The following is a 13,350-nucleotide window of genomic DNA, read 5'->3' on the forward strand; positions in this document are numbered from 1 at the left end:
AGCTGTCAAGCCAGGCACTTTCAACGGCCCGTTGACCGTTCGACGGGCACCGAGCCGTCAGCGTCAATATCCGGTCTCATTGCGTGCGAGACCGCAGGATTTTCTTCCACGTCGGTTACAGCGGCGACTGGCCCCATGCGGTAAAGCGTCGCGATCAGGCTGACGGGCAAGCCGCTGACGTCGACCATCCATTGCAGCACTTGCTCGGGGGCCGGGTTGCCCTGCATCGCTCGGTGCAGATCAGGCAAGGCGACGAGCATGCCGGGGTGGCACTGGCGCAGGAAACGTTCAAGCGAGGCGCCCTTATCGACAAAGGGCGCGAACAGCAAACACACCAGCTGAGATTCACTCAATCCAAGGCTTTTTTGCGCCTCGACCGAGGCCAATGCACGTTGCTCGACCGTTGCAGCCGGGTTGCCAAGCCTTTCCATGACCTGCTCGCAAAAGCGCTCCGGCATCTGTTTGCGGCGCATCAGGACCAATGTCCGTTGCACGTACTCGGCAACGCCGGTTTCGTAGCTGCGGCCTTGAACGAAGCCACTCTGCAACCCGCGCAGGTGCGCGCAAATCGTCAGGCTGACGTATTCGTTATCGCTGAGATGAACCGCGAGTTCGTCCGGCTGGAACCTGAGGAAATCGGTGAGCAGCGGCCAACGCTCTTCCAGGTTACTGACCAGCATGTCGTGAATGTCGATGAACGTTGTACGACGGCACGCCTCAAAACGCTCCGCTGGACGCCATGCGGCTTGTACACCTTGCGGGTAAAACTCGCGGTAGTAATCGCCGCCCATTTCATCGAGCCGGGAGAACAGCTCTTCGAAGCCTGTTTCAGGAGGGAGCGATGCCTTCAGTCCCGCCTTTACCGCCGCGCGGTTCAAGCCTTCCAGGAACTGCTTTTGTTGGCGAGGCGTATCACTGCTGATCAGTGCGTCGACGCCTCGGTCCCAACGGGCAATCTGCCCGTAAAATTCGCCGGTCGCCAGATAGCCGTCGTCCCATAGATCGAGCGGTCCGTTGCTGTCACGGCGATGACCCACCATCAATAGATTGATGCGATTGGACTCGCGACCAGCGTCGGAAATCGGCGCAAGGTGATTGAACGGCAGGACCTCACGGTTATCGACCATCAGCATTTCGACCCGGGGGTCGTCATAGAGAAACAACGCGCTGCAACTGCGATGGATGTTTTCAAGGGCCGTGGCGCTGGCCCCGTTCGAGCGCAATGTCGCCACTCTCAACTGGAATGTCGCCGGTGCCCGGCCGGCAATGCTCAATTGCGCCGCACGCAGCAGCGCCAGGGTGTAACAACTGTCTCGGGTCCCGGACTGGACCGCCAACACCTTGTAATCTCCGATGCGCTCCATGCCGCCCGCGGCGACCACCAGGCGTTGAATCATAAGTTGCAAGGCGGTACGTTCGGCACGTGAAAAGAAACTCAGCAACCGCTGCAATACTTGCTGATAAACATAGTTCATTGCCTGATCATGGGTATGGGTCATCGTTGTTTACCTGTTACTCATAGATTCAATGTCACGCAAACAACTCTATGCAGTGCGCAATCGGTTGCCTGGAATGATTAGAGTGTTTTGCTGGATATCAAATGCTAACACTTAGTTTTTAGTAATTATTTGAAATGATATCGCGATGCAGGAAGCCATTTTGGCGAGACTTTGCAGCAAAGCCCCGCAGCACGGGCATCTTTCCCCTGCATGGGAGATCTTAGGAAATGTCCCACAGCGTCCCACAGACAAGTAGCACGATAAATAAAGAAAGAAGTCACCCTTGGTTTTTCGCCAACTGATCGATAGGGCATTATTTGTCGAGTTTGTATTGCCGGAGCGCGCTGAGAAGTACCTGTTCGATACCCGGACATGGCTCATTCCTTGAGATGAAAGTAATCATTCAATTATCGGGGCTTACATGATGATTAGAAGATACAGATTGAGAGCAAAAACCAGTTCAGTTGCTGAACGGCCCCATCACTGATTGAAGGGTGTCTCAGGGTGTCGGTGGGGAAATGCAAAAGTCCGTGCAAGCACGGACTTTTTCAGGAGTGTTACGCAGGTTCGACCTGGAGGGCGACCCGTTCGCGGCATGGACACTCGTCCATGTAGCGGTGTGCCTCGACAAACTCGGAAAACGGGAAGACCCGAGTCTTGAGTGGCAGCAGCACGCCATCAGCGGTCATCTGGTTGATGTCGCGCAAGGCACGTTGCAGCGCGACCTGGTCCTGGATGATGCCCAGTTCCGGCTTGCCGGTGAAGTTGCCGATGCAGTGCACGAAGAACTGAATGTTCTTCTGGAACGCCGCACAAGCCGGGAATGGCGTCTGATTACCGCCTTGCAGGCCATACAACACCAGGCTGCCACGCGGTGCGAGCACATCGCCAAGCAGCGACATCTGCGGACCGCCAAGGCCATCGAACACGACGTCCACACCACGGTTGTCAGTGATTTTGTTGATCCGCATGAGCAGATCTTCTTCTTCAGTGACGATGACTTTTTCGGCACCCAGCGACAGCAGGTATTCACGTTCCTCAGCCGTTTTGGTAGCGGCGATCACTCGCACACCCAACGCCTTGCCCAACTGTACAAAGGACGGACCGGCGCAGTGACTGGCGTCAGTCACCAAGGCGAATTGCCCGGGTTTTACCCGTGCCAGATCGGCATAGGCGAAGTAGGCAATCAACAGCGGCGTGTAATGCACGCTGGCCTGGATCGGGCTGAGCACGTCCGGGTAGCGGGTCAGTGCCGAGCGTGGCAGAACGATCTGCTCGCCGTAGACCGGATAGTCGTTGGGGCTTTCAGCCGGGAAGCTGGCGACTTTGTCACCGACTGCCAGGTCATCGACGCCCTCGCCGACTGCCGTCACGATACCTGCCATTTCATGGCCAAGACCTGAAGGCAGACGAGCGTGGGATGAGGCCAGGTTCTGGCGCCAGAGAATGTCATACCAGCTGATGCCAATCGCCTCGACGCGCACCTGCACTTCGCCCGGAGCAGGGAGAGCGGCCGCATGCTCTTCGCATTTGAGCACCTCGGCTGGACCAAACTTGTGAAAACGGATCGTGCGGGACATCGCAAACCTCGTCAAAGAAACCTCTAATGCCCTGAACTCTATCTGGGCTTTCTACCCAAGACCATCAGTGGCTATTAATAGTCGACATGCCTGTCATTGATTCCGCAGCGACGGCGACATTCGCAAATGCCATGAAAACCGAAGCGGCCTTTCTTGGAAAAACTGAATTACTCGGTGCAGAGTAGCAGCCTTTACCCTTAATATTCATGCCGGCCATTGTTCTCATATGGCTGCTCTCGTCAAGCTTGATGACTCTGCCAGGACTCCAGATGAATCGTAATGACCTGCGTCGTGTCGACCTGAACCTGTTGATCGTTTTTGAAACATTGATGCATGAACGCAGTGTGACCCGTGCTGCGGAGAAATTGTTCCTTGGTCAGCCGGCCATCAGCGCAGCACTCTCGCGTCTGCGTGGGCTGTTCGATGATCCATTGTTTGTGCGTACCGGCCGCAGCATGGAGCCTTCGGCCCGTGCGGTGGAGATCTTCGCCTTGCTCTCCCCGGCCCTGGATTCGATTTCCACCGCGGTCAGCCGTGCGGCGGAGTTCGATCCTGCGACCAGCACGGCGGTGTTCCGCATCGGGCTGTCGGACGATGTCGAGTTCGCCCTGCTGCCGATGCTGCTCAAGCGCCTGCGCGCCGAATCGCCGGGGATCGTACTGGTGGTGCGTCGGGCCAACTACATCCTGATGCCGAGCCTGCTCGCCTCAGGCGAAATTTCCATCGGCGTCAGCTACACCGCCGATCTGCCGGCCAACGCCAAGCGCAAAGTCTTGCGTCGCAGCCTGCCCAAACTGTTGCGGGCGGACACGGTGCCAGGGCCATTAAGCCTGGACGATTTCTGCGCGCGACCGCACGCACTGGTGTCATTCGCCGGCGACCTGAGCGGCTTTATCGATGAAGAACTGGAAAAGCTCGGACGCAAACGTCATGTGGTGCTCGCGGTCCCGCAATTCAATGGACTCAGCACGCTCATCAGCGGAACCGACATCGTCGCGACTGTGCCGGACTACACCGCTGAAGCGTTGACGGCCGCCGGTGGTGTGCGGGCGGAAGACCCACCGCTACCGGTGCGCAGCTTTGAGTTGCACATGGCCTGGCGCGGGTCGCAGGACAATGACCCCGGTGAGCGCTGGTTGCGGTCGCGGATTCAGATGTTCTTTGGGGATCCGGACAGCCTCTGAGTGCCAACCCTGAGAACGCTGGCACTCCACGCAAACTCAGCGACGCTCGAACAAGGTCGCTGACAGCGCCAGGCAAACACACCGATGGCGAGGTCCTTGGGAAGAGCGAAACACTCTGTTCTGCTTAAACCAGGAGAGTCTTCAGTTTCGGCTCTATCAACAAAAAAACATCAATGATTCACCAAGGGTAACGTCACTACAAACTCGCTTCCCTGCCCTTCCCCCGCACTGCTGCCGGTCACCGTGCCGCCGTGGGCTTCGATCAACTCGCGCACCACCGTGAGACCGATGCCCAGGCCTGCCCCATTGAAACCGACCGCGTGAACATCCTGCACAAATGGTTCAAAGATGAACGGCAATGCCTTGGACGTGATCCCGATGCCGGTATCGCGGATGCGAATCTCCAGCTGATCGGCTTCGGCGGTGACCGTAAAATTGACTTCGCCATCCGCCGGTGTGTACTTGGCTGCGTTGCCCAGCAGATTGCCAAGAATTTGAGTGAGGCGTGTCGCATCGCCATTCACCATTAGCTCGCACTCAGGCAGTTGCGAGCTGAAACGCAAGTTGTGAGCAATCATGACCGGGGTACAGAGGTCGATGGCCTCATGGATGATCTGAGCCATATCGACAAGGTGGCGATCAAGGCGAAACTTGCCGGTACTGGCCCGGGCGATGTCGAGCAAGTCTTCCACCAATCGGGACATCTGCTTGACCTGACCTTCAATAAACATCTGCATGCGCGGCAGTTCTTCGCTAGGTACCCGTACCAGCCGGCCAGCGATCATGCTAATGGGCGTCAGAGGATTTCGCAGCTCGTGGGCCACCTGGTTGAGGAAGTTGCGTTGCTGTTCCAGCGCATGTTCCGCTGGTTGGCTTCGATCAGTTGCTCGAGTTGCTGGCTATCGACGAGCTGGGTATTGGCTTGGTTGAGTTCCCTATGCACCGCCGCGAGTACCGCACGCGCGGCGACCGTTTTCTGGCCGAGCAGGAACAGTTCGCGTGCTGCAGTGGCTATCGCTTTCTCATTCTTGCCGTCGGCCACACTCATGATAGTGCGCTCATCCTTCGGCTTTGCCCAAGCGCTGCTGAAGTCGTAGAGATTCGAATGGACATTGGATTTGCGCCTAATGCCACCTGTGACGTGACAACCCAATCAGGATCATCCGGACCACTGTTACTTAGATACCGGCCAAAGCGTCATTCAAAAATGACCCTTCGGTGGAAAAATCGGTTTCTACTCGGAAGCAGCGGGCTTATTGCGCAAAGGTTGCGCTGACTCGTTGATGAACGAATTCCAGGCGGCATAGGCCGCACAATGCCGTTGGCTAGCCTGCGCCCAACGCTCGCCGGTCGTCTCACGACTCGAAACCAACATCATCATCTCAGTGGTTGCCGCGTCGAGCTCTAGCAGGAATTGATGGGATTTGAATCGAAAATCATCGGTGCTGTGCATCTCGTTCCGCCAAGATGGGGCTGATTCGAAATTACGAATCTTTATACCCATCCAATTCATCGACACCGCATTACCGGGTTCGATCCATACCATCGACAATCGGCTCAGCGAATGCTTCTGTTTCGTCCGTTTTGCGACCCAGATTACGAATCAACCAACTCTCAGGTGCTCTCCTGTGACTCATGAGCATGAGGCAATGACGCAATGATCTCAGCGCGGCAGACGTCGAGTATTTCATCAGCCAGGGAAGAATCATCCGGGCAGGCGCGCGATAACATGACGGCGCCGATTGCATGCGCCAGCATGTCGATCATCTTTGCTCGCGTTCCTTCCTGCGGCGCATCATTTCCCGCCTTGAACTTTTCTTCGAGCGCTGCCAGCGTGTTTTCTATCCCGCTGGCAAAGGTGGCCTTCAGCTCGTCAGATTGCCGCGCAGCGTCCCCGCACAGAGCTGCCATGGTGCACCCGCTCCCCCTGCCGTCCCGGTGATCCCTCGACACATAGACATTGATGAATTCCGCAACGTCGAGGCCTCCGGTATCGGAGAGCGATTGCGAGAGGCTGTTCGCTGCGGCTTCTGCCATCAAATCGGCTTTGGAGGCGAAATGCTTGTAAAAGCCGCCTTGCGTAAAACCGGCTGCAGCCATGAGTTCCGCAACCCCCACGCCATCGTAGCCACGTTCACGAAATAGCTCGGAAGCCGTCTCCACGATATGAGCTCGGTTGGCGAGTGATTGCGTCTTGGTGATCTTCATTTCGTGGCCTCAGCATCTCAAAGCAATGCGTCATCTTACTCTGATGTTGATCGTAATCAAAACAGTTGACAGTTTTGATTATGATCAACATCATAAAAGTCGTCATCGCGAATCATCGCGGGCACGGCGCACGACGCCGTCATTGATCAACGATTGTGGGAACGATATGAACGATAAGACATTGTTTGAGCCATACACGCTCGGCTCGCTGACACTTTCCAACAGAATCGTAATGGCGCCGTTGACCCGTAACCGTGCCGGTGAGGGCTTTGTCCCGAGCGAGTTCGCTGCAACCTATTACAGCCAGAGAGCGTCCGCAGGCCTGCTGATTGCCGAGGCTACCCAGATCTCCCAGCAAGGACAGGGCTATCAGGACACGCCCGGTATCTATACACAGAAGCAGATCGATGGCTGGCGCAAAGTCACCGATGCTGTTCATGCCAAAGGCGGACGCATTTTCCTGCAGCTGTGGCATGTCGGACGCGTTTCCCACGTCGACCTTCAGGCAAACGGTGTTGCTCCGGTAGCGCCCTCAGCTCTGCGAGCCGCGACGAAAGTATTCGTCAACAACAGCTTCGTCGATGTCTCAGAACCCCGAGCCCTTGATATCGAAGAGTTGCCAGGGATCGTTAATGACTTTCGCCAAGCGGCGGCAAACGCAATCGCCGCGGGATTTGACGGCGTAGAGATCCACGGCGCAAACGGCTATTTGCTGGATCAGTTCCTCAAGGACGGCGCAAACATTCGCACTGATGCCTACGGTGGCTCGGTTGAAAATCGCGCTCGCTTGCTGCTCGAAGTTGCCGCCGCGGTGGTGGCCGAGATCGGTGCTGATCGAACCGGAATTCGCATTTCTCCCGTATCACCTGCCAATGACGTTTCAAGCAGCGATCCGCAGGCTCAATTCGACTACCTCACAGATCAACTCAATGCCTTGGGCCTGGTTTATCTGCATGTAGTCGAAGGCGCTACCGGCGGGCCCCGCGAGGTCGCGCCCTTCGACTTCGGCTCCCTGCGTCAACGCTTCAAAAACACCTACATCGCCAACAATGGCTACGACCTGAATCTGGCCACCTCGACACTGAACGAGGACAAGGCCGACCTCATCGCTTTCGGGCGTCCATTTATCGGCAACGCGGATTTGGTGGAGCGACTCAAGGCTGATGCGCCTTTATCCGCATTCGATCCGACGACGCTGTATGGCGGCGGTGCAGCGGGTTACATCGACTACCCGACCCTGGCCGAGTCCAGGTCCGCGCAGGCTTGAAGTCCCAAAGACTGAATCACTTATCGATATCTACTCAAGAGCATCCAATTATGAGCCTCCCTGAAACCGTACTTATTACCGGCGCCTCAACAGGCATTGGTGCGACTTATGCCGAGCGTTTTGCCCAACGTGGGCACAATCTGGTGCTGGTTGCCCGCGACAAAAACAGGTTAGACCTGCTTGCGACCCGTCTGCGGGAGAAACACGGTGTTGCCATTGATGTGATTCAGGCTGACCTGACTCAAATCTCCGATTTGACCACCGTCGAAGCTCGCCTGCGTGATGACGCGAGCATCGGCATCCTTGTGAATAATGCCGGAGCCGCCCAATCCGGCAGCTTCATCGAGCAATCCACCGACAACGTTGCCAACCTGGTCGCGCTCAACACCACGGCCCTGGTACGACTCGCTAGCGCAATCGCTCCACGCCTGGCACAAGCGGGTAATGGCGCGATCATCAACATCGGCTCGGTCGTGGGACTGGCTCCGGAATTCGGGATGAGCGTCTACGGCGCGACCAAGGCGTTTGTCCTGTTTCTATCGCAGGGATTGAGCCTTGAGCTCACGCCCAAAGGCGTCTATGTGCAAGCTGTTCTCCCAGCGGCCACCCGCACCGAAATCTGGGAGCGTGCGGGCATCGACATCAATACCCTGAGCGAAATCATGGACGTGGCTGATCTCGTCGATGCGGCGCTGGTCGGTTTTGATCGTCGCGAGCCGGTGACCATTCCGCCGTTACAAGACGCCGCCCGCTGGGATGCTCTACAGGCTGCCCGTCAAGGTTTGCTGTCAGAGATCCGCCAATCTGCAGTCGCCGAGCGCTATCGAACCGAGGCGTGACTGAAGCCTGAGCACCTTCGGCTCGCGTTACAGCAGCACGCTTTGTTGCGTGCTGCCGTCCCGTTGAATCCATGAGAACTGAAACATGAAAGCCTTCTTGATCGACCGTTACGGCGAGAGCCAGGGACGTATTGGCGAGGTACCGGAACCTGAACCCGGAATCAACGACGTCCTGATTAAAGTGCATGCCAGTAGCGTCAATCTGCTGGATTCGAAGATTCGCAAAGGTGAATTCAAGCTGATCCTGCCGTATTCATTCCCCTTGATTATGGGTAACGACCTGGCCGGTGTTGTGGTTCGCGTGGGATCGGGAGTACGCCACTTCAAGCCGGGTGACGAAGTCTATGCACGCCCACCCGAATCGCGCATTGGCACCTTCGCCGAGCTGATTGCGGTGGACCAAAGTGCCCTCGCGCTGAAACCCAGAAATATCACCATGGAACAAGCTGCTGCTCTTCCCTTGGTTGCGTTAACCGCGTGGCAGGTGCTGGTTGAAACAGCCCGGTTGAAAAAGGGCCAAAAAGTCTTTATCCACGCGGGTTCCGGTGGTGTCGGCTCAATTGCCATCCAGCTTGCGAAGCATCTGGGGGCTTTCGTTGCCACGACGACCAGCACAAGTAACGTGGATTGGGTCAAGGCGTTAGGGGCGGACGTCGTCATCGACTACAAGCAGCAAAATTTCGAAACCGTCCTGCGCGACTACGATGTCGTATTGAACAGCCTCGGCCCTGTCGAGCTGGAAAAATCACTCAGCGTTCTCAAGCCTGGTGGCCAGCTTATCTCTATCTCCGGGCCACCAACGGCGGAGTTCGCAAAAGAACAAAAGCTGTTCTGGGGATTGGGTTGGGTCATGCGTCTGTTAAGCAGCGGCATACGCCGAAAGGCCCGCAAGAAAGACGTCAGATATGCGTTCGTGTTCATGCGCGCGAGCGGTGCTCAATTAGAAAAAATCACTGCGCTTGTCGAGTCTGGAGTTATCACACCGGTCGTCGACCGAACCTTCCCTCTCGAGTCGACGGCTGAGGCATTGAGCTATGTCGAACGGGGCAGAGCCAAAGGCAAGGTGGTCATCAAACTCATATGACTGCGAATTGGTCTGCAGTCCAATCCCGCTCCGCCAACGCCTCAAACCATACCTGGCGCACATTAATGCTGGAGCAATAGCGCTTAACCAGCACCTTGCCACAGCCAAAAGCAACTCACGGACACACTGGAGTATCGAATGAAAACATCTTCCGACAGAACCGCAGTAGTAACCGGTGCATCATCCGGTATTGGTCAAGCGACTGCCGAAGCTCTGGTGCGTGCGGGTTATACGGTGTTCGGCACGAGTCGAAAGGCTGGCAACAGCTCAACGCAGGTGTCCATGCTGGCCTGCGATGTGACGGACGATGACTCTGTCAATGCACTCGTCTCCACCGTACTCGCTCAGACCGGGCGGATCGATCTTTTGGTAAATAATGCCGGCATCGGTCTACTGGGTGGCGCTGAGGAGTTCTCGATCTCACAGGTGCAGGCATTGTTCGATGTCAATTTGTTTGGAGTCATCCGCATGACCAATGCGGTATTGCCGTCGATGCGAGAGCGTGGCCAAGGGCGCATCATCAATATCGGATCGATTCTAGGCGTGGTACCCGCGCCCTACTCCGCTCATTATTCGGCGGTCAAGCACGCCCTGGAGGGCTATTCGGAATCTCTTGATCACGAGGTTCGTGCCTTCAATATTCGAGCCTCGGTCATCGAGCCGGCATTCGTGCGCACCGTCTTCGATCAAAACGGCATTGAGCCCGATTCGCAGCTCAAGGAATATGATCTCGCCCGAGCCGGGTTCAGGGCGCTGCTCGGCGAGGTAATGCCCAAAGCCGACCTTCCAGATGTCGTGGCAGCGGTAGTGGTGAAAGCGGCGACGGATGTCCGTCCTCGGCATCGCTACACTGCCGGCAAGTCAGCGCGCCAAATCAGTCTGCTGCGCCGCTTTGCCCCCGCTGGATTCTTCGACACGGCCTTGCGTAAGCAATTCCGATTGCCAGTCTGAGGCCTTTGTAGACCTTAGTCCTTTGGCTTTTTTGCTGTACAGCCAGGAAAGAAATGCAACGAGTCAGCGCCCCGGATTCTGTCCAGCACTGCGCTCGAAAATCGCCCCCTCGATACCCAGCACTTCACGCGTGTCGGCGTAGATGCCGACACCCTTTTCCCAGACATGCTTGATCGACTGATCGGCGCAGCGAATCCGGTAATTGAGTTCGAACGGCTCCTGCCGCGACAGCGCATATTGCACCTCGCGCCAGACGTAATCGGCGTCCTGCGCCAGGATGAGGCTGTTGTAGGTGAACTCATGGTTGTCCACCAGCCGCTCGGGTGGATACCCGGTCAGTTGCAGGCAACCGGCACTGACGAATTCCATGGTCCAGTCGCGGTTGTTTCGGCCGCGATAGATCAGCCCCGGCATGCTGTCGAGCAAGCTCATGCTGCTGCGCTGGCTGGCCTGCAAGGCAATTTCGCGCCGCTTGTGCGCAGTGATGTCGCTGGCCACCAGATAAAAACCCTGCGGCCCACGCTTCAGGCTGACGTCGAACCAGCGCAGCTCCCCCGAAGGGTGAACAAAACGCAGCCGCTGGTTGAAGGAGGTTTCGGGGCGCCGACGCAGTTCATGCAGGGCCTGACGCCACAACGAACGGTCTTCGTGGTGCACATAGTCGATGAGGTTGCGTTCCGTGCCCGGCAGATCCATCAGCTCGACCCAGGCCAGGTTGAAGTGGGCGATCTGACCGTTATCCCGCAGTTCGAGCAACGCCGCAGGAAAGCGATCCATCAGGTGCAAGGGCGGTGTCTGCATGAATGCCTCTGGCCGTTCCATCATCTAATGACGCTCCTCGTGTCTCATCGATGTGCCGTTGTGCACCCACGCCGCCAGCTCCAGGCGCGAGTGCAGGCTGAGCTTCTGCAACAGATTCCTCACATAGATCTTGACCGTGCCATCGCTGATCCCCAGCTCCCGACCGATCTGTTTATTGCTCATGCCCGCAGCGATCAGTGCCAGGGTCTGACCTTCGCGCTCGGTCAGGTTGCCGGTGTCGAGCGAATCCGAATCGTGCGCAGGCCGGTTCACCGAATCGCCCTGATCGGCCAGCAGCGCAATCAGGGTTGAATCCAGAACAATCGCGCCCTTGTGGCAATTGCGCATGTAGGCCAACAACGCATCCGGCTCGGTTTCCTTGAGCACATAACCACTGGCGCCCAGGCGCAGGGCGGTCAACAGCTCGGCGCGATCCATCGATGCGGTGAGCACCACCACCTGACAATCGAGGCGCAACTGACGCAATTCATCGAGCACCTGCAAACCGCTCAAGCCGGGCATGTGCAGATCAAGCAAAACCTGCTGCGGCGCCAGGCTCACGGCCAGGTTGATGCCTTCGCGGCCACTGGCAGCCTGCCCCACCACTTCGAAGTCGTCGCTGGCGCCGAACAGCTGTGCCAGTCCTTTGCGAAACAACGGATGATCATCGATCAGTAATAAGGTCGTGCAGTCCATCGAAACTCCCCTGTGGCAGGTCTTGGTGGCAACAAAGGCCAAGGTGTACGCGGACTCCGTGCGGGCGGATCGCCTCGATGGTCAGTCGGGCGCCAATGCTCGCGGCGCGCTCGCGGATAATCGCCAGGCCGAAATGGTTTTCTTCCCCAGACGCCGGGCTCAGCCCGATGCCGTCATCCTCCACCGAAACAGAAGCCTCACCGTCCTGGTTTTGCCGCAACTCGATGCGCACATGCCGTGCATGGGAATGGCGTACGGCGTTGGCCAGTGCCTCGCGAATGATCTGCAGAATCTGCAATTCGGTTTCCGGGCTCAAAGCGTCATCCGCCAGGCGATTGTCCAGTTCAAAGACGATGATGCAGCGCCGCGAGAACTCGGCGACAGAGTCGGCCAGGGCCTGGCGCAACGAACGCCCGTCCATGGTCAGACGAGCGCTGGTGATCAGCTCGCGCACCTGACGCTGCAGCTGGCTCAAGCCGCCGCACAGTTCCTGTAACGCGGTGCTGGCCCGCGCAGGCTCGTCCAATTGCGACTGCAGCAAACGCGCCTGGAACGACAGGTAACCCAACTGCTGCGCCACCGAATCGTGCAGCTCACGGGCCAGGGCGCCATGCCGGGATGTGGCCTGTTTGCGCTGTTGCTCACGGGTATGGCAGCGCAGACGCACGGTGACGCCGACCGCCTGCGCCGCTTCCTCCAGCAACTGGCGCCAGCTTGCGTGAACCGGATGTGGGGTATCGAGCAACAACACCCCTTTGCTTGAATCATCACTGTTCGGCAAGGCACACAACAGGCGATGTACGCCCTGTTGCCGACAAGGGCCACAGGCCTGCGCCGCATCAGTCAGTGTCGACTCACGCCAGGGGCAACGCGCAACGTCCTGACAGCCTTCGAGCAATCCGCGCCGTGCCGGCCCCAGGTCTTCGCCGCCCAGGATCAGATTCAGTTTGCAGGTCGGCAACAATGCTTCGAAACGATCCAGAAAACCCGACAAGGCACCGTCAGCGTGCACCTGACACAAGGGTAATCCGGCCAACAGTTTGCGTACGCTGCGTGCCTGTTCGGGGCGAATACGCCCCAACCAGAGCGGCCACCACTGCGATCGTGTTCGCACTATCGATAACTCCCCGTCCGGTTGCTCAGCCCTGAGCAAAGACCAGCAACTTCCATGCCCCGAACCGGCGTTGTGCAGGGCTTATCTCCAAAGACATAGCCCTTTTTCCGGATTGAGAAGATTTTCC

General features: G+C 57.6%; 14 protein-coding genes. 5 read left to right on the top strand and 9 right to left on the bottom strand.

The genetic code is table 11. The annotated features are described in order from the left end of the window. Positions 1–20 precede the first annotated feature (20 nt). Both HNR03_RS26735 and HNR03_RS26740 read right to left on the bottom strand, forming a co-directional pair. A complete protein-coding gene (locus HNR03_RS26735) occupies positions 21–1,499 on the bottom strand; it encodes a hypothetical protein (protein WP_259157046.1) in 1,479 nt (492 codons plus the stop codon). Between the two features lie 557 nt (positions 1,500–2,056). Further along, entirely contained in the window at positions 2,057–3,079 is a 1,023-nt protein-coding gene (locus HNR03_RS26740; RefSeq protein ID WP_222586895.1) for a zinc-dependent alcohol dehydrogenase family protein, read from the bottom strand. 269 nt (positions 3,080–3,348) lie between these two features. Between HNR03_RS26740 and HNR03_RS26745 the strand changes: the two genes are divergently transcribed. Continuing rightward, complete coding sequence (locus HNR03_RS26745; protein WP_259157048.1) at positions 3,349–4,263, top strand: LysR family transcriptional regulator; 915 nt, start codon at positions 3,349–3,351, stop codon at positions 4,261–4,263. Between the two features lie 170 nt (positions 4,264–4,433). Here the strand turns inward: HNR03_RS26745 and HNR03_RS26750 are convergent, their stop codons facing one another. From HNR03_RS26750 to HNR03_RS26765, 4 genes are all read right to left on the bottom strand, one after another. Further along, positions 4,434–5,087 (bottom strand): sensor histidine kinase, encoded by a 654-nt coding sequence (locus HNR03_RS26750; RefSeq protein WP_405046093.1) that lies wholly within the window; start codon positions 5,085–5,087, stop codon positions 4,434–4,436. After that, positions 5,060–5,311, bottom strand: coding sequence for a hypothetical protein (locus HNR03_RS26755; RefSeq protein ID WP_259157052.1), 252 nt, complete (start codon positions 5,309–5,311; stop codon positions 5,060–5,062). The genes HNR03_RS26750 and HNR03_RS26755 overlap by 28 nt, the downstream gene beginning before the upstream one ends. 186 nt (positions 5,312–5,497) lie before the next feature. Beyond that, on the bottom strand, positions 5,498–5,716 hold the full coding sequence (locus HNR03_RS26760) for a hypothetical protein (RefSeq protein ID WP_222586920.1): 219 nt from the start codon (positions 5,714–5,716) through the stop codon (positions 5,498–5,500). Positions 5,717–5,877: 161 nt separating this feature from the next. Beyond that, positions 5,878–6,471 (bottom strand): TetR/AcrR family transcriptional regulator, encoded by a 594-nt coding sequence (locus tag HNR03_RS26765; protein ID WP_259157055.1) that lies wholly within the window; start codon positions 6,469–6,471, stop codon positions 5,878–5,880. Positions 6,472–6,637: 166 nt separating this feature from the next. Here HNR03_RS26765 and HNR03_RS26770 point away from each other — a divergent pair, with 166 nt between their 5' ends. The 4 genes from HNR03_RS26770 to HNR03_RS26785 all read left to right on the top strand — a co-directional run bounded on the left by HNR03_RS26770 (position 6,638) and on the right by HNR03_RS26785 (position 10,612). Beyond that, entirely contained in the window at positions 6,638–7,738 is a 1,101-nt protein-coding gene (locus HNR03_RS26770) for an alkene reductase (RefSeq protein ID WP_259157240.1), read from the top strand. A gap of 50 nt (positions 7,739–7,788) precedes the next feature. Next, entirely contained in the window at positions 7,789–8,577 is a 789-nt protein-coding gene (locus HNR03_RS26775; RefSeq protein WP_222586922.1) for an SDR family oxidoreductase, read from the top strand. 85 nt (positions 8,578–8,662) lie between these two features. Beyond that, complete coding sequence (locus tag HNR03_RS26780) at positions 8,663–9,661, top strand: NADP-dependent oxidoreductase (RefSeq protein ID WP_259157058.1); 999 nt, start codon at positions 8,663–8,665, stop codon at positions 9,659–9,661. A 138-nt stretch (positions 9,662–9,799) separates the two neighbouring features. After that, positions 9,800–10,612 (top strand): oxidoreductase, encoded by an 813-nt coding sequence (locus HNR03_RS26785; RefSeq protein ID WP_259157059.1) that lies wholly within the window; start codon positions 9,800–9,802, stop codon positions 10,610–10,612. Positions 10,613–10,675: 63 nt separating this feature from the next. On the opposite strand, the gene HNR03_RS26790 is transcribed toward HNR03_RS26785, so the two are convergent. Genes HNR03_RS26790 through HNR03_RS26800 form a run of 3 tightly spaced genes read right to left on the bottom strand, consistent with a single transcriptional unit; the run spans position 10,676 to position 13,223 of the window. Further along, positions 10,676–11,437, bottom strand: a complete 762-nt coding sequence (locus tag HNR03_RS26790) for a PAS domain-containing protein (RefSeq protein ID WP_259157060.1) — start codon at positions 11,435–11,437, stop codon at positions 10,676–10,678. Next, entirely contained in the window at positions 11,438–12,109 is a 672-nt protein-coding gene (locus HNR03_RS26795; RefSeq protein WP_259157062.1) for a response regulator, read from the bottom strand. Next, positions 12,078–13,223, bottom strand: coding sequence for an ATP-binding protein (locus HNR03_RS26800; protein ID WP_259157064.1), 1,146 nt, complete (start codon positions 13,221–13,223; stop codon positions 12,078–12,080). Before HNR03_RS26800 ends, HNR03_RS26795 begins: the two co-directional genes overlap by 32 nt. Positions 13,224–13,350: the final 127 nt, after the last annotated feature.

Source organism: Pseudomonas sp. JAI111, from assembly GCF_024809425.1.
GTDB lineage: Bacteria > Pseudomonadota > Gammaproteobacteria > Pseudomonadales > Pseudomonadaceae > Aquipseudomonas.